Origin of the sequence: Clostridium sp. AF32-7AC (assembly GCF_003477925.1) — a bacterium.
In the GTDB taxonomy this organism is placed as follows: Bacteria; Bacillota; Clostridia; order Lachnospirales; family Lachnospiraceae; genus Otoolea; species Otoolea fessa.
Genome location: NZ_QUEG01000005.1, coordinates 67,057 through 89,433, shown reverse-complemented (window position 1 = coordinate 89,433; position 22,377 = coordinate 67,057). Strand labels below are relative to the sequence as shown.

At 51.5% G+C, this 22,377-nt stretch carries 15 protein-coding genes; all 15 read left to right on the top strand.

Annotation, left to right across the window (positions count from 1 at the left end; all coding sequences use genetic code 11):
- Positions 1–157: 157 nt before the first annotated feature.
- Positions 158–1,831: a Na/Pi cotransporter family protein gene (locus DWZ45_RS08975; RefSeq protein ID WP_118468675.1), complete on the top strand. Its 1,674-nt coding sequence runs from the start codon at positions 158–160 to the stop codon at positions 1,829–1,831.
- A complete protein-coding gene (locus DWZ45_RS08970) occupies positions 1,831–2,559 on the top strand; it encodes a response regulator transcription factor (RefSeq protein ID WP_117795548.1) in 729 nt (242 codons plus the stop codon). The genes DWZ45_RS08975 and DWZ45_RS08970 overlap by 1 nt, the downstream gene beginning before the upstream one ends.
- A 7-nt stretch (positions 2,560–2,566) precedes the next feature.
- Positions 2,567–3,967: an ATP-binding protein gene (locus tag DWZ45_RS08965; RefSeq protein ID WP_118468673.1), complete on the top strand. Its 1,401-nt coding sequence runs from the start codon at positions 2,567–2,569 to the stop codon at positions 3,965–3,967.
- 182 nt (positions 3,968–4,149) lie between these two features.
- The gene (locus DWZ45_RS08960; RefSeq protein WP_106999973.1) at positions 4,150–5,172 is read left to right on the top strand and encodes an ABC transporter substrate-binding protein; all 1,023 of its coding nucleotides are present in this window, start codon (positions 4,150–4,152) and stop codon (positions 5,170–5,172) included.
- A gap of 130 nt (positions 5,173–5,302) precedes the next feature.
- Positions 5,303–6,220, top strand: a complete 918-nt coding sequence (locus DWZ45_RS08955; protein ID WP_118468671.1) for an ABC transporter permease — start codon at positions 5,303–5,305, stop codon at positions 6,218–6,220.
- The gene (locus tag DWZ45_RS08950) at positions 6,220–7,017 is read left to right on the top strand and encodes an ABC transporter ATP-binding protein (RefSeq protein WP_117795542.1); all 798 of its coding nucleotides are present in this window, start codon (positions 6,220–6,222) and stop codon (positions 7,015–7,017) included. The genes DWZ45_RS08955 and DWZ45_RS08950 overlap by 1 nt, the downstream gene beginning before the upstream one ends.
- Before the next feature lie 556 nt (positions 7,018–7,573).
- On the top strand, positions 7,574–9,259 hold the full coding sequence (locus tag DWZ45_RS08945; protein ID WP_118468669.1) for a C40 family peptidase: 1,686 nt from the start codon (positions 7,574–7,576) through the stop codon (positions 9,257–9,259).
- Between the two features lie 15 nt (positions 9,260–9,274).
- Positions 9,275–10,954 carry an SH3 domain-containing protein gene (locus DWZ45_RS08940; protein WP_118468667.1) on the top strand — a complete coding sequence of 560 codons (1,680 nt, stop codon included), beginning with the start codon at positions 9,275–9,277 and terminating at the stop codon, positions 10,952–10,954.
- A gap of 326 nt (positions 10,955–11,280) precedes the next feature.
- Complete coding sequence (locus DWZ45_RS08935; protein ID WP_118468813.1) at positions 11,281–12,087, top strand: ATP-dependent Clp protease proteolytic subunit; 807 nt, start codon at positions 11,281–11,283, stop codon at positions 12,085–12,087.
- A 139-nt stretch (positions 12,088–12,226) separates the two neighbouring features.
- On the top strand, positions 12,227–15,523 hold the full coding sequence (locus DWZ45_RS08930; protein ID WP_227589732.1) for a DNA translocase FtsK: 3,297 nt from the start codon (positions 12,227–12,229) through the stop codon (positions 15,521–15,523).
- A 42-nt stretch (positions 15,524–15,565) separates the two neighbouring features.
- The gene (locus tag DWZ45_RS08925) at positions 15,566–17,029 is read left to right on the top strand and encodes a UDP-N-acetylmuramoyl-L-alanyl-D-glutamate--2,6-diaminopimelate ligase (RefSeq protein ID WP_118468665.1); all 1,464 of its coding nucleotides are present in this window, start codon (positions 15,566–15,568) and stop codon (positions 17,027–17,029) included.
- Between the two features lie 18 nt (positions 17,030–17,047).
- Complete coding sequence (murF, locus tag DWZ45_RS08920) at positions 17,048–18,457, top strand: UDP-N-acetylmuramoyl-tripeptide--D-alanyl-D-alanine ligase (protein WP_117795534.1); 1,410 nt, start codon at positions 17,048–17,050, stop codon at positions 18,455–18,457.
- Positions 18,458–18,618: 161 nt separating this feature from the next.
- Positions 18,619–20,835 (top strand): primosomal protein N', encoded by a 2,217-nt coding sequence (gene priA / locus DWZ45_RS08915; RefSeq protein ID WP_182426652.1) that lies wholly within the window; start codon positions 18,619–18,621, stop codon positions 20,833–20,835.
- An 18-nt stretch (positions 20,836–20,853) separates the two neighbouring features.
- On the top strand, positions 20,854–21,327 hold the full coding sequence (gene def, locus DWZ45_RS08910) for a peptide deformylase (protein WP_118468661.1): 474 nt from the start codon (positions 20,854–20,856) through the stop codon (positions 21,325–21,327).
- Between the two features lie 49 nt (positions 21,328–21,376).
- Positions 21,377–22,321, top strand: a complete 945-nt coding sequence (gene fmt / locus DWZ45_RS08905; protein WP_118468659.1) for a methionyl-tRNA formyltransferase — start codon at positions 21,377–21,379, stop codon at positions 22,319–22,321.
- Positions 22,322–22,377 lie beyond the last annotated feature (56 nt).

Here is a 22,377-nt window from a genome sequence, read left to right as displayed (position 1 = left end):
CGGGCTGTCCTGTAACCATCCTCTCATTCAGGCAGTACAGTGTTGCGAATATCAAATTTTACACAGATTTTACATTTCCTGCTGGTTATTTTTACATTTATTTGATATAGTGAAGACATACTATGTGTAAAGATCAAAAGATGATGGGAGAATATGTATGTCTATTAGTACTTTGGGAACACTCTTTCAGTTCATTGGAGGACTGGGAATGTTCCTGTATGGAATGGAGTCGATGGCGGATGGTCTGCAGAAGTTTGCGGGCAACCGTTTACAACGTGTGCTTGAGATCCTGACTTCGAACCGCTTGCTGGGCGTGCTGGTGGGCGCGGGCGTTACCGCGATCATCCAGAGTAGTTCCGCGACGACGGTTATGGTCGTTGGTTTCGTAAATGCCGGAATTATCAATCTTCTGCAGGCGACCGGCATCATCATGGGTGCCAATATTGGTACGACTGTGACGAGCTGGATTGTGTCGATGAGTGAGTGGGGCGAGGTGTTAAAGCCAGAGTTCTTTGCACCGGTTCTCTTCGGTATCGGCGCATTCATCACGATGTTTGCGAAGAGCCACAAGAAAAAAGAGGGTGCCGAAGTCCTGATCGGTTTTGCACTCCTGTTTATCGGTCTTTCTTTCATGTCCGGTTCGATTGAGCCGTACCGGGATGCGCCGATCTTCTCCGAGTCCTTCCGGGTACTGGGACAGAATCCGCTTTTAGGTATTTTAGTCGGTCTGGCAGTTACCGCAATCATCCAGAGTAGTTCCGCGTCCGTCGGTATTTTACAGATGCTGGCGATCAACGGCATGGTAAACTGGCAGTCAGCAGTCTTTATTACATTGGGACAGAACATCGGTACCTGTGCGACCGCGCTGTTATCTTGTATCGGTACGACCCGTACGGCAAAGCGTGCGGCGGTCATTCACCTTCTGTTCAATGTGACGGGTGCAGTTGTATTTGGCGTCGCTTTATACATCGTGTTTATGATGAATCCGGAGCTTGCGATGACGCGTGCGGATAGTGTGGGAATTTCGATTTTCCATACGATATTTAACGTTGTCAACACCTGCATTATGTTCCCGTTTGCTGGTTTCCTGGTAAAGGCATCGGATGTGATTGTTCCGAAGCCGAAGGAGACAGAGAAAGAGTGGTCGGCAAACAGTGTCGAGACAGACATGATCCGTCACTTAGACGACCGTATCCTCGAAACTCCGTCCTTTGCGATTGAGACGGCGTGCAACGAGGTTGTCAACATGGGTAAGGTAGCGGTTGCCAATCTAAAAATAGCGTCAGCAGCCTTGGTGGATGCAGATGATAATTTCTGTGAACAGGTATTTGAAAATGAAGAGACGATCGACCGCATGGAGAAAATGCTGACCGAATATCTCTTAAAGATCAACAACCTCTCCTTGAATGATGAACAGCATCTTCTCGTTAAGAATATGTATTATACAATCGGTGATCTTGAACGTGTCGGTGACCACTGTGAAAACTTAGCAGAGCTTGCCAAGAAACGGATTGAGAATGTGAATATTGATTTCTCGGATCTGGCGCTGAAAGAGCTGCGGACGATTGCAGATGCAACGCTTAAATCGGTCGAGGCGTCCGTGGAGGCGCGTCAGGCGCATGACATGCAGAAAGTACGCCAGACTGCCCGCTGGGAGGAAGAGGTTGACAATATGGAGGAGGAGATGCGCGAGAGCCATATGAACCGTCTTTCCAATGGAGAATGCAAGATTGAGGGCGGTGTTATCTTCCTGGATGCACTGGCAAATTATGAGAGAATCGCGGATCATGCCAAGAATGTAGCTGGCTACGTAAAGGAAGAGATGCAGTAATGAAATATCGGATATATGTGATTGAGGATGATGAAAATATCCGGAATCTGATCTGCGTGGCACTGGAAAACTTCGGTTACTGCGCCAGCGGATTTGAGACGGCAGAGGAAGCGCTTGACAACCTCTCGGCCCTGCTCCGGAGAGGCAGGGAGGCGCAGCGGGAGTATCCGGCGATGTTTGTATTCGACTGGATGCTGCCGGGGATGGACGGCATGGCGGCGATCCGCAAGATCCGGGAGATGCCGGACTTTTCCGCAGCCCCGGTCCTGATGCTGACGGCAAAGGATCGTGAGATGGATATTGTACAGGGACTTGACAACGGTGCTGACGACTACATGACGAAACCGTTCGGTATTCTGGAGCTTTCGGCGCGCGTCAGAAACCTTTTAAAGCGGGTGGAACCTGCAAAAGAGGAGGTTTCCAGCCTGACGATCGGTGAAGTCAGCATCAACCGGGAGACGCGGGAGGTGATTGCCTGCGGCGACCGGACGGAGCTGACGCTCAAAGAATTTGAACTTTTAACATATCTCATGGAACATATCAACCGGGTGGTGACGCGCGACGAGCTTCTCGACCATATCTGGGGCTATGACTATGATGGGGAGACGAGAACGCTGGATATGCACATCAAGACACTCCGGCAGAAGCTGCATGACGCCGGAGCCCAGATCAAGACAGTGCGCGGCGTGGGCTATCGGTTTTTAAAGGAAAAAGAAGCGGGAAAGTGATGAAACGATGCGAAAAGCGATTTTGACGAAATTTATTCATCTGTTATTTCTGGCGCTGGTTCTGAATACATTTATCGCTCTGGTGGTTACCAGCAGTGTATTGCTCAAACGGTCAAGGGAGGATATGCATTTTGCATTGGAATCCGTTGACCGTATGTTGGATTATACGGGAAATGTGGAAGAACAGCTGATGGATTTGAGCGACCTTACGAACGACAATAATAGCCGTTATACGCTGATCCGGATGGATGGCACGGTGGTGGCTGATACGGAAGTAGCGCAGGTGAATCAGATGGAAAATCATCTGGAGCGCAAGGAAGTGAAGGATGCGCTGGCGACGGGCTATGGATATTCGGTGCGGCGTTCCGGAACGTTAGGAATGCAGATGGCGTACGCGGCGATCCGTTCATCGGACGGCAAATACATACTGCGCCTTTCTGCCTGTTCAACCGGTTTGGGTGAATATATCCTGATGTTGATTCCGGCCGCTTTTTTGAGCTTTGGAATAGCTTTTTTTGCATCGGCAATGGAGGCGGAACGGTTTTCCCAGTCCATCACGCGTCCTTTGCAGGAAATTTCCAGTGAAATGGTGCGGATGGATGACGACTACACGCGTTTTCAGTTTGAAAAATGCCCGTATGAGGAGATCAATGTCATCGCGGACACGACGACGCGGATGTCCCGGAATATGAAGAAATATCTGGAGCGCATTGAGAAAGAAAAACAGATCCGGCAGGAGTTTTTCAGCAATGCATCGCATGAGCTGAAAACACCGATCACTTCGATCCGCGGTTACGTCGAGCTTTTGGAAAGCGGCATGGCACAGGATCCGGGCACGGCACGTGATTTTCTGGGACGCATAAAAAAAGAGGCAATGCGGATGACGAACCTGGTGGATGATATTTTGATGATCTCCCGTCTGGAATCGCGCGGTGCGAAAGCAGATATTGTGACAATCCGCACGGTGGAACTGCTGGAGGACAGCCTGTCTTCGATTGCCGCGCAGGCGGCGTCGCGCGGCATCACAGTCCATAAAGAGTGCGAGAATTTCACGATTCGTGCCGATCTGCGCCAGATACAGGAGCTGTTTAACAATCTGTTGACAAACGCGGTCAAGTATAACAACGAGGGCGGCGAAATCTGGGTGCAGGTCAAGCACTGGGGCGCGGATATGATACTGACGGTCCGCGACACCGGCGTCGGCATCCCGGCGGAGAGCCAGAGCCGTATTTTTGAGCGGTTTTACCGGGTGGATAAAGGGCGCAGCCGCAGACAGGGCGGCACCGGGCTTGGTCTTTCGATCGTCAAGCATATCGTGAATTTTTATCATGGAAGCGTGAAGGTAGAGTCGGAAGTCGGAAAAGGTTCAACGTTTACGGTGAAACTGCAGATCGCGGAAGCAAAATAAAAAAGAGTCAACCTAAATTCCCTATAAAATAGCGGAATTTTAGGTTGACTCTTTTTGGAGTTTGTAGTATGATTGCTTTAAAGCGTAACAGTTCAGCTCTTTAAAGCGAAAAATAAATCATGGTTTGAAGCATAAGAGGAAAATCTGTTACATACGTTGAAAAGGTTCAGGAGGATGATATTATGAGAAAGACAAAGAAATTAGCAGCCCTGATGCTGGCTGGCGCAATGGCGGCATCCCTGGCAGCCTGCGGAGGACAGACAGCAAGTACGGACACGACAGCAGCGGAGTCCGCAGACGGAGAAGAAAGCAAAGAGGCAGAGCAGACAGCAGACGGCGAGACCTATAAGATTGGCGTATTACAGCTGACCCAGCATGTGGCACTGGATAAGACCAATGAGGGCTTCGTGGCAGCGCTGGACGATGCAGGCATCAAATATGAGATCGACCAGCAGAATGCAGCTGGCGAGCAGTCTGCATGCCAGACGATCGCAGAGAAACTGGTCAACGATAAAGATGATTTGATTTTTGCAATCGCAACCCCGGCAGCACAGGCAGTTGCAGGTGTGACGGATTCGATTCCGATTCTTGTAAGCGCCGTTACCGATCCGGCGGCTTCCGGTCTGGTAGAGAGCAACGAGGTTCCGGGCGGCAACGTATCGGGTACTTCTGATCTGACTCCGGTTAAAGAGCAGATTGATCTGATGCAGCAGATTATTCCAGATGTAAAAAAGGTCGGGCTTCTGTATTGCAGCGCGGAGGCAAACTCCGTTCTTCAGATTGACATGGCGAAAGAAGCACTTGATACAGCTGGTATTGAGTATGAAGATTACACCGTTTCCAATTCCAATGAGATTCCTACCGTTGTAGAATCTATGGTTGGCAATGTAGACTGTGTATACACACCAACCGACAACATGATCGCAGCTGGTATGGCAACCGTAACGATGGTAACAAATGAGAATAAACTTCCGGTTATCTGCGGCGAGAAAGGCATGGTAGATGCAGGCGGTCTTGCTACTTACGGTATTGATTACTACCAGTTAGGCTACATGACCGGTGAGCAGGCCGTTAAAATCCTGACTGAGGGCGCCGATATTTCTAAGATGCCGATCGGTTATCTGGACGCTTCCAAGTGCGAGCTGAGTGTCAATGAAGAGACAGCGCAGACGCTGGGAATCGATGTATCTGGACTTGAGAAATAAAGAGTACCAGAAAGACCTAAACTTCAAATGAGATGGACTGTCAGATCAGAAGCATAAAATAAATATGCCGATCTGGCAGTCTTTACAGTTAATCAGATGAAGAAAATACGAAACACGGGGAGGTAAAAGTTTGAGCGGTTTATTAGTATCCCTGCAGGGCGCGGTCGCACAGGGCGTTCTTTGGGGAATCATGGTATTGGGAGTTTACATTACATTCCGCCTGATGAATATCGCGGATATGACGGTAGACGGAAGTTTCGCGCTGGGTGCCTGCGTTTGTGCAGTCCTGGTAGTCAACAAAGGAGTAAATCCGGTGCTGGCACTTTTAGTTGCAGTGGCAGCCGGTGTCGTGGCTGGTGCGGTAACGGGTATTCTTCATACTGTATTTGAGATACCAGCGATTCTGGCAGGAATTCTGACCCAGATTTCCCTCTGGTCGATCAACCTCCGGATCATGGGAGGAAAGAGCAATCTGCCGCTTCTGAAAGTCAAGACACTTATCAGTGGTCTGGCTGCTTCCTTCGGGATGACTCAGGCACAGGCATCGATGATCGTTGGAATTGTGCTGGCGGTGGCGGCTATTCTGTTTCTTTACTGGTTCTTCGGAACCGAGATCGGAAGTGCGATGCGTGCAACCGGTAACAACGAGGATATGGTGCGTGCGCTGGGCGTGGACACTCGTATGGCGAAGCTTTTATCCCTGATGGTCAGCAACGGCCTGGTCGCTCTCTCCGGCGCACTCGTCTGCCAGAGCCAGAAATATGGTGATGTTGGAAGTGGTACGGGTGCGATCGTCATTGGTCTGGCGGCGATCGTCATCGGCGAAGTCCTGATGGGACGATTGACCTCTTTTTATTGGAAACTGACCTCCGTGGTTGTCGGTTCGGTCATTTACTTTGTGATCCGTGCGGTTGTACTCCGCATGGGTATGGATGCAAACGACATGAAGCTGCTCTCTGCTGTCATTGTAGCACTGGCACTCTGTATTCCGGTAGCACTCGCTAAATATCGGCTGAGAAAAGATTATTCAGAAGGGGGCGAGGAGTAATGCTGACGATAACAAATGTAAAGAAAACTTTTAATAAAGGAACTGTTAATGAGAAAAAAGCCTTAAACGGTATCAACTTACACCTGGCACCGGGCGATTTCGTGACGATCATCGGCGGAAACGGTGCTGGAAAATCCACCATGTTAAATATGATCGCAGGCGTATATCCGATCGATTCTGGTAAAATCGAGATCGACGGTGTAAACATATCCAGGGAGCCAGAATACAAACGCGCTAAATATATCGGCAGAGTCTTCCAGGATCCGATGCGCGGCACCGCCGCCAATATGGAGATACAGGAAAACCTTGCCATGGCACTGCGCCGCGGCAAATCCAGAGGACTCGGCTGGGGCATCAAAAAGAATGAAAAGGACTTCTACCGTGAGGCATTGGCACAGCTCGATCTGGGGCTTCAGACCCGTATGACCAGCAAAGTGGGTTTACTCTCCGGCGGACAGCGCCAGGCGCTCACCCTTCTGATGGCAACTCTCCAGAAGCCAAAGCTCCTTCTCTTAGACGAACACACCGCCGCCCTCGATCCTAAAACAGCCCGCAAAGTCCTCGATCTTACCGAAAAGATCGTAGACGAACAAAATCTGACCGCGCTTATGGTTACCCATAACATGAAAGATGCGATTCAGATCGGCAACCGTCTGATTATGATGCACGAAGGTCGGATTATCTACGATGTAGCAGGGGAAGAGAAGAAGAATCTGCAGGTAGAAGACCTGTTAGAGAGATTTGAAAAGGTAAGCGGAGAAGAATTTGCGAATGACCGTATGATGCTTGCCAAATAAGCAGGGGTATAAGATTTGAAGGGTTTTATCTCAGTCGAGAAGACTCCCACCTCTTCAGGTGGTGAGTAATAGCAAATTTGTCTCAGTGGGAGTCCATTCTCCGACTGAGATAAACGCTCCGCGAGGATGCGCAGTGATTCTGATAGGAATATGTCAGCTTCGCTGACCAGAATCACGCGCCAAGTCTCACGGACGTTCGACTTGAATAAAATCAATAACCGATAACAGACAAAAAGTATACGGAATGAAAAGTGGGTCAACAAATTAAAAACCACGACTATAAGTGAGAAAGAATGCCCTCCGGCGGCGCGGGCGGTCGGAGGGCATTCTTTTCTCACTTATAGTCGTGCATTCTCCTCTCCCATATTTCCAACTAATTCCCCCTTTCACGACTTAACCGTTTATCTACAACTTAACACTTCTGTAATAATTCATTTATAGAAAATTCATTTTTTCCTCCACATCCTTCCTTGGCAATTCCCTACGAATATGATAAAATAAAAATTACGTTTAAGATATTAAGTTATAATTTCAAGAAAAATCAGGAGCGATCCATATGTTAGAAGAAGAAAACAAAAAAGAAACGCAGGAGTCAGAACAGGTGCCAGCGGCGGAGCGGATTCAAGAGCCGGAAGCAGTTCAGAGTCAGGAATCAGAGCCAGCTCAGACCCAGGATCAGACACCAAAGCCGGTCCGGGAATCCGCGGGACATTCGCGCAGGCGCCAGGGCGAAGATAAGAGTCAGAACCTGCGCTTCGGAGTGATAGCAGCAGGAGTGGTAATTGCCCTTGCAGTTGCAGCGCTTGCAGGCAAGTCCCTGCTCAGCCGTCAGGCGGGAGCCGGAACTGCAAAGAATGGGACGGCGACAGCATCAGAGTTTTCGAAGGACGAGGCATCCGAAGAGTCCAGAGCGGAGGAGATCAAAGAGAAAGAAGCAGTGGTAGCTTCTTATAAAAATCTGGGTATCGTGCAGGTGTCTGGTTATCTGAATATGCGTGAGACGGCGAGCACGGATGGCAACATCATCGGCAAGCTGATGGGCGACAGTGCGTGTGAGATCGTGGATGATTCAACCGAAGGCTGGTATCAGGTCGAATCTGGCGGTATTTCCGGTTATATCAGCTCAGAGTTTGTTCTGACCGGGGATGAGGCGAAGAAAAAAGCGTTGGAACTGGTTGAAAAGCGGGCGCTCATCACGGCAGACTCCCTGAACATCCGAAAAGAGCCGAACACGGAGTCTGAGGTTGTCGGTCAGGCATTGAAAAATGAGCGCTATGTGGTCGAGGGTGAGCCGGAGAATGGCTGGATTCAGATTTCGAGCGGTTATATTTCCACGGATTATGCAGAGATCAAATACGCACTCAATGAGGCGCGGAAACTGGATATGCGTTCGATGGTGCTGAATTTATACAAAAATCTAGGTATTTCCAGTGTGGATAATTACTTGAATGTGCGCGATCAGCCAAGTGAGGATGGAAATATCATCGGTAAGATGACGAGCAAGTCTGCCGGAGAGATTCTGGAGACGAGCGAGGACGGCGGCTGGTATAAGATCCAGTCGGGTCCCGTCACTGGATATGTGAAGGCGGAGTATATCCTGACAGGAGATGCGGCGAAGCAGGAGGCGATGGAGGTTGCAGAACTGATGGCGATCGTTTCAACCGACCGCCTGAATGCCCGCACGGAGCCGAGCACGGATGCGCCGATCTGGACGCAGATCTCTAACAATGAGCGTTACGATGTTATAAGCCAGCAGGATGGCTGGGTCGAGATTGCGCTCGATACGACGAGTGCGTATGTGGCGACTGATTTCGTAGATGTGCGTTATGCATTGCCGGAGGCGATCCCATTTACCCCATTAAAAGAAAAGGAATCCTTGCGGACCCAGATTGTCAATTATGCCCTTCAGTTTGTCGGAAACCGTTATGTCTGGGGCGGTAATGACCCGCATTCGGGTGTGGACTGTTCTGGTTTTACAAAGTATGTATACAGCCATGTGGCGGGCGTGTCCCTGCCGCGGGTGTCCCGGGAACAGGCGCGGACGGGTACGAAGATTGATTCTTCGAAGATGCGTCCGGGCGATCTGATTTTCTATACGAATCGCAAGGGAACGGTCAACCATGTGGCGATGTACATTGGCAATGGTCAGATCGTCCATGCGGCGAGCCGGAGAAGCGGCATCAAGATTTCTACCTGGAATTACCGGAATCCGTACCGGATTGTCAATATGCTGGGAGACTGATAGGGAGAGGATAAGATGGAAGAGCAAAAGACAGAAGATTATAAAGAACGCCTGCAGAAAGTACGTCAGAGACGAAATGGCAAAGATCCGATGCACTGGTTCATGATCGGAGGCTGTGCTGTCATTGTGGTGCTGGCTCTGGTTATCATCGTGAAGCTGGCACAGGGCGGCACGTTCGGAGGTTCTGGAAACGCCCGGGTGGCATCGGCATCCGAGGCAGAGGTGCAGGAAACCGTGATCGGAGAGACGCTGCCGGAGGATGAGGAACAGGCAAAAGAGGACGAAGAAAAGAAAAATGTAGTCGAGTCCTACCAGAATCTGGGTATTGTGGATGTATCTGGTTATCTTAATATGCGTGAGAGCGCCAGCACGACCTCCGATGTCATCGGCAAACTGATGGGCGGCAGTGCGTGCGAGATTCTGGACGATTCCCAGGAAGGCTGGTATCAGGTATCTTCCGGCGGTCTGGAGGGCTACATCAGTTCCGAATTTGTACAGACCGGCGAGGCGGCAAAAACGGAGGCATTTGAGCTGGTCAAGAAGATGGCGGTCATCACGACTGACAAGCTGAATATCCGGAGTGAGCCGAGTGAGGACGCGCAGGTGCTGGAACAGGCGCTGAAAAATGAGCGTTATTCCATTGTCAGCGAGCAGGACGGCTGGATTCAGATCAGCGGGGGCTATATTTCAGCGGATTATGTGGATGTGCGCTATGCGTTAAATGAAGCGCGTAAGCTGGATCTGCGGACGATGGTTCTCAATATGTATGACAATCTGGGTATTTCCAATGTCAATAACTACTTAAATATCCGCGTGGAGCCGAAGGAGGATGCGAAGATCATCGGTAAGATGACGAGCAAGTCCGGTGGTGAGATTCTGGAAACGACCGAGGATGGCGGCTGGTATAAGATCAAGTCCGGTCCGGTTACTGGCTATGTTAAATCCGAATTTATTCTGACTGGAGATGCGGCGAAGCAGGAGGCACTGCAGGTTGCACAGCTGATGGCGATCGTATCAACTGACCGTCTGAATGCCCGTACGGAGCCGAACACGGACGCGCCGATCTGGACGCAGATTTCCAACAGCGAGCGGTATTCGGTTATGAGCCAGCAGGATGGCTGGGTGCAGATTGCACTGGATGAGACGAGTGCCTATGTAGCGACTGAATTTGTCGATGTCCGGTATGCGTTAAATGAGGCGATCGAGTTTACACCGGTTGAGGAGACCCCGGAGCCTGAGACCAAGGCGGCGAGCAGCAAGGGAGGCTCTGGAAGCAAGAGCAGCAGTAACGGTGGTTCTGGCAGCCAGAAAGCATCTTCAAGCGGCTCCTCCAAGCGTGCGCAGATCGCAAACTACGCGACTCAGTTCCTTGGGAATCCGTATGTATGGGGCGGTACCAGCTTGACAAATGGTACGGATTGTTCTGGATTTACGATGTCGGTTATGGCACACTTCGGCGTCGGCCTGCCGCATCATTCGGGTTCCCAGGCGGGAGCAGGAAGAAGTATCAGTTCTTCCCAGATGCGTCCGGGTGATCTGATCTTCTACACAAACAGCGGTGGAACGATCAACCATGTAGCACTCTATATCGGCGGCGGGCGCGTGTGCCATGCATCGAATGCAAGGGATGGTATCAAGATTTCCACCTGGAATTACCGTACCCCGGCGAAGATCGTCAATGTACTGGGCGATTAATTCCATGGAAAGTCAATAAAAATTATTTGAAAGAGAGCAGGGAGAAAAGGCAGCTTTTCCCAGCTCTCTTTTTTCTGTTTCATAGGAAATTGTGTCCTATGAAATAAAAAACGCATCGCGGGGATGCGCACTCGCGCGAAGCAGAAACATGTCGCAAGTGACCGCGCGAGACGCCCGAATGTGCCAAGGTACATCCTTGTTTGTATAAAAAGCGGTTTCAGTGAATAAAGATAATAGGAAGACAGAATACTAAGAATGAATTAGGCAGTTGAGAAAAAACATTGAATCCGCGTGTAAGATGGAAAGAGCGCAGAAAAGAGGAAAATATGATTCGGGCAAATCGTGAAAACAGGGAATGGGAAAATGAAGCGTGGGACAAGCAGGCAGATAAGGTGGGAGAAAGTCGGGAACAGGCGCAGGAGGATCCGATTCAGAAGCGTGAAAATGGACAGACGGATATTACGGGAAAGAATGGCAATCACATTGAATTAATCTCGATCATCGGAGAGATAGAGGGACATGAAAATTTGTCCGGCAATACGAAAACGACGAAATATGAGCATATTCTGCCTAAGCTGGCGGAGATCGAGGAGAGCGGTGAGACGGAGGGAGTTTTAGTCCTGATTAACACGGTGGGCGGCGATGTAAGCTGTGGACTGGCACTGGCGGAGATGATTGCTTCGCTCAGCAAACCGACCGTTTCACTGGTCATCGGAGACAGCCATTCGATCGGTGTGCCGCTCGCAGTGGCGGTCGATCACTCTTTTATTGTCCCGACCGGGACGATGATGGTACATCCGGTACGGATGACGGGGATGGTGATCGGTGCCGTGCAGACGTATGATTATTTTGAAATGATTCAGGATCGTATTTTAAGCTTTGTGTCCGGACACAGTCAGATCTCCTATGAGCGCCTCCGGAGCCTGATGCTCAATACGGAGATGATGACAAAAGATCTGGGAACGGTCCTGGTTGGCGGGGAGGCGGTCCAGGAGGGACTGATCGATGAATGCGGCGGGATCCGGGAAGCGCTTGCATGGCTGAACCGGGCGATCGATGGGAAGAAACAAGAAATAGATGCACACGACCGGATGACGAAGACGGATTTTAGTGAAAATCTGAAAAGAAAGTAGAACATACGTGCGAAAATTTTAGGAAAGCGTTGCTTTTTTCCCTGAATTTGGGTATACTGAATGAGATAATAAGAATGTAAAATGAGAAAAGCAGTCTGCGGGAGGCTGTATTTTGTGAAACAGGAGGAACCGCAGATACATGGGAAATATTGGAGGCATGAGACAGGTGGCAGATACAAGCAGGAAAAGACAGAGTACAGAGCGTGCCGGGGAGACAGCTGGGACAGAGAAAAAAGCCGGGCGATCCAGAAAGTCCCCTGCGGCGAAGAAAGCGGAGGAGACGCTGAACGAGAAAAAGAGTAGGGGGAAGAAGAAAGCTTCGTCTGGAAAAGGCACCGCGAAAGGAACAGGAAGCCGAAGCCGCGCCAGCCAGGCGCCGGAGCTGGTGGAGAAAAGTGGTACAGGGGCATTTATGGGAACGGAAGTGGCGATTATTGTATCATTTGCAATATCGGTACTTTTGTTTTTGAGCAATTTCGGGCTTTGCGGCTTTGTCGGAAGTTTTCTGCGATCGACTCTGCTTGGCGTATTCGGCGTGATGGGGTATCTGGTGCCATTCCTTTTATTTATGGGGACTTGTTTTTATCTTTCAAACCGAGGCAACCAGAAAGCCGTAGCCAAGTTGGTGGCGGTTGGCGAGGTGCTTCTGGCATTTTGCGGACTTTCCCAGCTTCTCATGGGAGGCGGTCGGCATCTGGACTGGAATCTGGGCGATTATTACGCGCAGGCAGGTGGAGGCGGCTTTATCGGTGGCATTCTGATGCTGCTGTTGTGCGGAACAGTGGGAACGATCGGAGCAGTTCTGATTCTGTTGGTGCTTTTGGCACTCGGTGCTGTGTGCATTACGGAGCGTTCCCTGGTAAACTTCGTTAAACAGGGCAGCGGAAGGGCATATGAGTATGCGAAAGAAGATATGAGCCGCCGCCGTGAGATACATGAGGAGAAAAAGGAAGAAAAACGCCGTCTGCGGGAGGAGCAGCGGGTCCGTGGCGTTGATCTCGAGGGCGCCAAGCTGACCGAGCTGCCAGTGATGCGGAATTTCTCGGAAGGAGTCCCGGAGGGAACCGTGCTGGGACCGGAGGATGCACCGGAGGAATTCCGTGAGATGCATGGAAGGCAGGAAAACTTGCAGGATGAGGCCGTGGCTTATGATGATTGGACCGATGTTCCGGCAGAGGGAAAAAATCTGGCACAGGATTCCGGACAGGGAGTAGAGAAGGAGAATCCGGCAGATGTATTTCGCGGGCAGATATTCCACGGTGGCGGAGCGGTAGAACCAGAACCGATGGAGTATGAAGAAGAGCCGGTGGAGTACGAAGAAGAACCGGTGGAATCGGAGCAGGATACATATGCATACGCTGGTTCAGAATCCCAGTTTCAGGAAGAATCGGAGCGCGAGATGGCGCGGGCAGTAAGGGAGACAGAATTTGCAAAGGAGCCCGCAGAGACAGAGGACAGTGCGAGCGACCAGCTGTTGAAACGCCTGTATGTACGCCGTGATACCCGGACGATGGAAGAATTTGCCGGCAGCGAGAGCCGGAAAGGTCCAGGCTATTATCCGGTAGAGACACGGGAGAAACCGGCTGCGGAGGCGGCGTCCGGTTTGACCGCAGAGGAGGTTCATACAGATTTAGGGCATCAGGATGTCTTTGAGCCATCGGAAAACGAGTGGGAAACTGTTTCGATGGAAAATGAGAATGAAGGGAACGAACCTATATCTGGGGAAACGGATTCCGAACCAATCGATGGCTATTATAAGACGCTGGAATCGGAGCGGGGCGAGGCAAAGGGCAGTTTCTTTGTCCCGGAGGACTCCAAAACGGTCGTGACCGCATCCGGAAAGGTGATCGAGACGGATACAGAGGCGATACAGAAAAAACTGGAGCAGAAACGGGAAGAACGAAAAGCACTTCCAGTTGAGGAACTGACGGTTCCAGAGCAGATCGAGCGCAAGGAAGAGGAAGAAAAGAAGATCCAGAAAGAATACATATTCCCGCCATTGACGCTTTTAAAACGTGGCACGGGACAGACCGATTTCTCGGATCAGGAGTACCGGGAGACAGCGATCAAGCTGCAGCAGACGCTCCAGAACTTCGGCGTGGGCGTGACGGTTACAAACATCAGCTGTGGACCGACGGTTACCCGCTATGAGCTTCACCCGGAGCAGGGTGTCAAGGTCAGCAAGATTGTAGCGCTGGCGGATGATATCAAGTTAAATCTGGCAGCGGCGGACATCCGTATCGAGGCACCGATTCCTGGCAAGGCGGCGGTCGGTATCGAGGTTCCGAACAAGGAGAACCATGTGGTTCTGCTGCGCGATCTGCTGGAGTCGGAGGCATTTAAGAAATATCCGTCCCGGCTGGCATTCGCGGTCGGAAAAGATATCGCAGGTCAGACGGTTGTCAGCGACATTGCGAAGATGCCGCATCTTCTGATCGCGGGTGCGACCGGATCGGGTAAATCAGTCTGCATCAATACGCTGATCATGAGTGTGATTTATAAAGCGAAGCCGAGCGAGGTCAAGCTCATCATGATCGACCCCAAGGTGGTTGAGTTAAGTGTATACAACGGTATTCCGCATCTTCTGATTCCGGTTGTGACCGACCCGAAAAAGGCGTCCGGCGCCCTCAACTGGGCGGTGGCAGAGATGACCGACCGTTACCAGAAGTTTGCAAAATACGGCGTGCGCGATCTTAAGGGTTTCAATGCCAAGGTTGAGTCGATCGCGGATATCGACGATCCGAAGAAACCGGAGAAACTGCCGCAGATCATCATTATCGTGGATGAGCTTGCCGATCTGATGATGGTAGCGCCGGGCGAAGTAGAAGATTCGATCTGTCGTCTGGCCCAGCTGGCGCGTGCAGCGGGCATTCATCTGGTGATTGCGACGCAGCGACCATCGGTCAATGTCATCACCGGTGTGATCAAGGCAAATATTCCGTCGAGAATTGCTTTTTCCGTCTCTTCCGGAGTGGATTCCCGTACCATTATTGATATGAACGGCGCGGAGAAACTGCTCGGAAAGGGCGATATGCTGTTCTATCCGTCGGGCTATCAGAAACCGCAGCGTGTACAGGGCGCGTTTGTGTCCGACAATGAGGTTTCGGATGTGGTCGGATTTTTGAAACAGGAGGGGCTGACCGCAGAGTACAGCGCCGAGGTTGAGTCCAAGATCCGTTCGACGGCGATGGATGCGGGCTTTGGCGGCGGTGAGCGCGATGCCTATTTTGCACAGGCAGGTAAATTTATTATTGAGAAAGACAAAGCATCCATCGGCATGCTGCAGCGTATGTTTAAGATTGGCTTCAACCGTGCCGCGCGTATCATGGATCAGCTTGCAGATGCAGGCGTGGTCGGTGAGGAAGAAGGCACGAAGCCGCGTAAGGTGCTGATGAGCATGGAGCAGTTTGAAAACATGATGGAAGAAGGATATTAAAAAGCGGAATCATTATAAAATATCAAAATCAGGAGGTATCCTATGAAGCTTAAAAGCTGGCTGAAAGAATTGCCGTATACATTATTGCAGGGCAGCCTGGAGACGGAGGTTGACGAGGTGGTCTACGATTCAAGAAAGGCGGCGCCGGGGACGGTGTTTGTGTGTATGCGCGGGGCAAACGTCGATTCGCATACCTTTATCCCGGATGTAGTTGAAAAGGGCGCGCCGGTTCTGGTGGTCGAGCATCCGGTTGAGGCGCCTGAGAACGTGACGGTCATTCAAGTGGAGAATGGACGGAACGCGCTATCGCTTCTTTCGGCGGCACGTTTTGATTATCCGGCGCGGAAGATGACGGCGATCGGTGTGACCGGCACGAAGGGAAAGACGACTACCACTTATATGATCAAGGCGATTCTGGAGGCAGCCGGACAGAAGACGGGTCTCATCGGAACGAACGGCGCTGTGATCGGTGAGAATCATTATCCAACCAAAAATACGACGCCGGAATCCTACATTTTGCAAGAATATTTTGCAAAAATGGTGGAAGCGGGCTGCCGTTACATCGTGATGGAGGTTTCTTCCCAAAGCTACCTGATGCACCGGGTAGATGGACTTTTCTTTGATTATGGAATTTTCCTGAATATTTCCAATGATCATATTGGCCCGAATGAACATGCAAGTTTTGAAGAATATCTTTACTACAAAAAGCAGCTTTTGAAAAACTGCCGGACAGCGCTCGTCAACCGCGATGATCCGAACTTTGATGCGATCGTAGAAGGGGCGACAGCAGAGATCCTGACCTTTTCATTGGAACAGGCGGCTGATTTTACAGCGGATGACATTCACTATGTACGCGAACATGATTTCGTGGGCGTCGAATTTCAGACGCATGGACGATATGAGAGCGATCTGCGTGTCGGCATTCCGGGCAAATTTAACGTGGACAATGCGCTGGCGGCAGCGGGCGTGTGCAGCTTCTTTGATCTGCCGAAGGAGAAAGTCTGCCATGCGCTGGAACATATCCAGGTCGATGGACGGATGGAGATTGTATATAAATCAGCAAAGTGCACCGTGATCGTTGACTACGCCCACAATGCGGTCAGCATGGAAAGTCTTCTTCTGACGCTGCGCGACTACAAGCCGAAGCGTCTCGTCTGCGTCTTCGGATGCGGCGGCAACCGGGCGCGGGATCGCCGGTACTCGATGGGAGAGATTGGCGGAAAGCTGGCAGATCTGTCGATCATCACGGCGGATAATTCCCGCTTTGAGAAAGTGGAAGATATTCTGGCAGATATCAAGGTCGGACTTGCAAAAACCGATGGCAAATACGTTGAAATCCCGGATCGCCGCGAAGCGATTGAGTACAGCTTGTCCCATGCGGAAGATGGCGATATCATCGCGATCATCGGAAAAGGGCATGAGGATTATCAGGAGATCGAGGGCGTGCGCTATCATTTTCTTGACCGGGAAGTAGTGCAGGAGACGGTGAAGAAGCTGCATATGTAATCAATTTGGAGGCAAAATATGGACCATATTACAGTCAGACATATCGTGGAAGCAGTGTCGGGAACACTGCTCTGCGGAGATGCAGATACGGAGTTAAAACACATCAGCATTGATTCCCGGAGTATGCGCGGGGCGGATCTGTTTGTTCCGCTGATCGGGGAGAAATCAGACGCGCATCGTTTCCTGGTTCAGGCGATGGACAATGGGGCGGCAGCCGCACTGACTTCGGAGCATGAGGCGGCACCGGAGGGCTTTCACGGCGCGCTGATCCAGGTGAAAGATACGAAACTGGCATTGCAGACGATCGGACGCTGCCTGCGGGCACGTCTTTCTATCCCGTTAGTTGGTATCACCGGCAGCGTGGGAAAGACGACGACGCGCGAAATGGTGGCGGCGGCGCTTTCAGCGAAATATAAGACATTCAAGACACCGGCAAACCACAACAGCCAGATCGGTGTGCCACTCACGATCTCGGAGATTTCTGAGAATGATGAGATCGGCGTGCTGGAACTGGGAATGAGTGAGCCGGGCGAGATGGCGGTGATCGCGGAGATTGCGGCGGTGGATTCGGCAGTCATGACGAATATCGGTGTGACGCATATTGAGAATCTGGGCTCCCGCGAGAATATCTTAAAAGAAAAGCTGCATATCCAGGACGGTATGAAGGCAGGCGGAATCCTGTTTGTAAATGGAGATAATGATATGCTTTCCACCGTGCATGCAAAAGCAGGCTGCCATACCGTCCGTTATGGACTTGGAGCAGATAACGACTACCGCGCCGAGGATCTTTCATACCCGGATGGATTTCCGTCCTTTACGATGGTACACGGCGAGGTGCGCGTCCCGGTGAAGCTGACTGTTATGGGCGAGCACAATGTCATGAATGCGCTGGCTGCCTTGGCGGTTGCGGATGCCTACGGTGTGCCGCTTGCCGATGCAGCGGAAAAGCTGCTTGAATTTGGCGGGTTCAAGAACCGTCAGCAGATTTATCATAAAAATGGTTATACGATCGTGGACGATACCTACAATGCAAGCCCGGATTCGATGAAAGCGGCGATAGGTGTACTTTCTTCCCTGCCGGCAGGACGCAGAATTGCGGTTCTGGCAGATATGAAGGAACTGGGAGAGAATACGATTCAGTTCCACCGTGAAGTTGGTGCGTTTCTGGCGGAAAAACCGGTCGATATCCTGGTTGTATATGGCGAACTGGCGCAGGCGATCGCCGAGGGAGCAAAAAAAGTCAAACCGGATCTGCATGTCGTTTCGTTTGAAGAGGACGAAAAAGAAGATATGCTTGACTGGCTGGATGCACAGATCGGCGAGGGAGATGCGGTCCTGTTCAAGGGTTCCAACAGTATGAAGCTGGGGGAGACGGCAGCGAGGTTTATCTCAGTCGAGAAGACTCCCACCTCTTCAGGTGGTAAGTAATAGCAAGTTTGTCTCAGTGGGAGTCCATTCTCCGACTGAGATAAACGCTCCGCGAGGATGCGCAGTGATTTTGTAAAGAATATGTCAGCTTCGCTGACCAGAATCACGCGCCAAGTCTCACGGACGTTCGACTTGAATTAGAAATAGAAAGAGAAGGAATCATGGCGTATCAATACGCGGATATTATTATAGATATATCCCATGAGAAGGTGGATCGCCCGTTTCAGTACCGGATTCCGGCGCAGCTGGCGGAGGAGATTACGGCGGGAACGTGCGTGACGGTACCGTTTGGAAAGGGTAATTCACTTCGGACTGGATATGTGGTGGGAATGGGAAATACGGCGGAGTATGACCCATCCCGCATCAAGGAGATAGCTGGGATCGCACCGGGCAGTATGTCGGTGCAATCCCAGCTTATCCGTCTGGCGTGGTGGATGCGGGAACGTTATGGCGCGACGATGAACCAGACGCTCAAAACCGTACTTCCCGTCAAGGAAAAGATAAAACCGCGCGAGAAAAAGACGCTGCATTGTCTTTTAAACCAGGAAGAGCTGGAAGCGGCAATCCTGGCGGCACAGAAGCGGCATTATAAGGCGCGGGTGCGGCTCCTTGAGGCATTCCGGGACAATCTGGATATTCCGATGGAATTTGCCCGACGGGAGCTTGACCTGACCCTGGCGGCGATCCGCCCGATGGAGGAACAGGGACAGCTTTCAGTGAAAGTTTCCCGTGAGGAACGCGGGTTAAACCATGCAAAACTGCCGCGTCCAGCCGGACAGACCGTGCGTCTCAATGAAGAGCAGCAGACGGCGGTTGACCGTTTCTGTGAGGATTATGAGACGGGGAAACGTGAAACGTATCTGATTCACGGCGTTACGGGAAGTGGAAAGACAGAAGTCTACATGGAGCTGATGGCGCGTGTCCTGCGGGATGGAAAGCAGGTGATTCTGCTGATCCCGGAAATTTCGCTGACATATCAGACGGTGATGCGGTTTTACCGGCGATTCGGCGATCAGATCGCGATTCTGAATTCCCGTCTCTCTGCGGGAGAACGCTATGATCAGTGGGAACGGGCGGCGCGGGGCGAGGTTTCCGTGATGATCGGACCGCGGTCGGCGCTGTTTGCCCCATTTTCCAATCTGGGACTGATTCTGATCGACGAGGAACATGAGGGCGCCTATAAGAGCGAGACGATGCCGCGCTATCATGCAAGGGAAGTAGCGGCGGAGCGCGCCCGGCTTTCCGGGGCTTCGCTGGTCTTGGGCTCAGCGACTCCTTCTCTGGAATCGTATCTGCGGGCTCAGAATGGCGAATATGTGCTTCTGCCCCTGCATCACCGGGCAGTGGCGGGAAGTATCCTGCCGAAGGTACAGATCGCTGATATGCGTGCGGAGATGCAGGCAGGCAATAAATCGGTGTTCAGCCGGTCATTGGATGCAATGTTGACAGAGAGACTCGCACGTGGCGAGCAGGCGATGCTTTTTATGAACCGGCGCGGCTATTCCAATTTTGTTTCCTGTCGTTCCTGCGGAAAGGCGGTGACCTGTCCGCATTGTGATGTTTCCCTGACACTACACGGGAAGAACCGTCTGGTCTGTCATTACTGCGGCTATACGATTCCACTGATGAAGCAGTGTCCGTCCTGCGGATCACCGTATATTGCCGGGTTTGGGGCCGGAACGCAGAAGATGGAAGAATTTACGAAAATTCGGTTTCCGGATGCGAGGATCCTGCGGATGGATGCGGATACAACGGCAAAAAAAGGCGGACATGAAGCGATTCTGGAGGCATTTGCAAATCGTGAGGCAGATATCCTGATCGGCACGCAGATGATTGTAAAAGGGCATGATTTTCCGGGAGTGACGCTGGTCGGAATCCTGGCGGCGGATCTTTCCTTAAATACGCCGGATTACCGCAGCGCGGAGCGGACGTTCCAGCTTCTGACGCAGGCGGCTGGCAGAGCGGGGCGCGCCGGGAAGCCCGGCGATGTGGTCATCCAGACGTACCGGCCAGAACACTATGCCGTGCAGGCGGCAGCGGCGCAGAATTATGAGCTGTTTTACAGCCATGAGATCAATTACCGGAGGCTGCTTCATTATCCACCAGTCTGCCAGATGGCTGCGGTTTATTTTGCCTGCGGCGATGAGGTGGTGCTGGATGAATGTGCGGAAATGGCGGCGCGGCGGCTGCGCGAAAGTGCCGAGTGTATCGGTCCGGTTCCGGCACCGGTATACAAAGTTAATGACATCTACAGAAAAATTTTATATATAAAGTGTGAAAAATGTGCTATACTGGATCAAATCAGGGGTCAGATTGAAACCCTGGCTGCCGCAGATACAAAATGGCAGGCGGTCCAGATTCAATACGATATATCATAGAGAGGAAGAGTGTATAAAATGGCAATCCGGTCAATTAGAACTATTGGCGATGAGGTACTGAAAAAAGAGTGTAAGGCAGTGACGGAGGTAACCGATCACACACTTGAACTGATAGAGGATATGTTTGACACGATGTATTCAGCCGGCGGCGTAGGTCTGGCAGCACCGCAGGTCGGTATCCGCAAACAGATCGTAGTAATCGACGTGGAGGACGGCAACCAGTATGTCCTGATCAATCCGGTCATCGAGGAAATGTCCGGCAGCCAGACTGGTCAGGAAGGCTGCTTAAGCGTTCCGGGCAAGGCTGGTATGGTAACCCGTCCGAGCCACGTAAAGGTACGCGCGCTGAACGAAAAAATGGAAGAGTTTGTCCTGGAAGCAGATGATTTCCTGGCACGTGCGATCTGCCATGAGTGCGATCATCTGCACGGACATCTGTATGTGGAGTTGGTAGAAGGTCCGTTAGAGGATGTAGCGGCAGAGGAAGAATAAAGCACATTGGCAGAATGAGAGAGAAACAAGAGTGGGGTGACAGGCAGATATGAAGATCGTATTTATGGGAACACCGGATTTTGCGGTTCCGACACTGGAAGCGCTCTATCAGAGTCGGCATGAAGTAGCGGCGGTGGTGACACAGCCAGATAAGCCGAAGGGACGCGGCAAGGCGATGGCAATGCCGCCTGTCAAGGAAAAAGCGCTGGAATATGGAATCCCGGTGTATCAGCCGGTGCGCATCCGCAAGGATGAGGCATTTTTTGAGGAATTGACGAAGATTCAGCCGGATGTGATCGTCGTGATTGCATTTGGTCAGATTCTGCCGGAGCGGATTCTGAACCTGCCGAAATACGGCTGTATCAACATCCATGCGTCGCTTCTGCCAAAATACCGTGGGGCAGCCCCGATCCAGTGGGCGGTCATCAATGGCGATGAGGTCAGCGGTGTGACGACGATGCAGATGGATGTCGGTCTGGACACCGGAGATATCCTGGATACCGTGGAAGTACGCCTGGATCCGAAAGAGACAGGCGGCAGCCTGTTTGACCGCTTGAGCCTTGCGGGAGGAAAGCTGATTCTCTCCACGCTTGAGAAAGCGGAGGCAGGAATCCTGCATCCGGTTAAACAAGATGAGGCAGAGGCAACCCATGTGACAATGCTCGATAAGTCGATGGGGCAGATCGACTGGTCGATGGATGCGGCAGTGATTGAGCGCCTGATTCGCGGCTTAAATCCATGGCCGAGCGCTTATACAAAATTTGAAGGAAAAACCCTGAAAATCTGGTCGGCGGATGTCGAGGAAGATGCGGCGGGAAGGCCGTCACCGGAGACATTCGGACAGGTGGTACGTGTCGGTAAAGATGCATTCTCTGTCCAGACCGGCAAAGGGCTTCTCACGATCCGGGAACTTCAGCTGGAAGGCAAGAAGCGGATGGATACGGCGGCATTTTTACGCGGATATCCGGTGGAAACGGGAGTAAAGCTCGGATAAAATAATGCTTCAGCAGGAACTGAACTGCTACAGGCAGCCAGGCGTTTGAAAGGAGT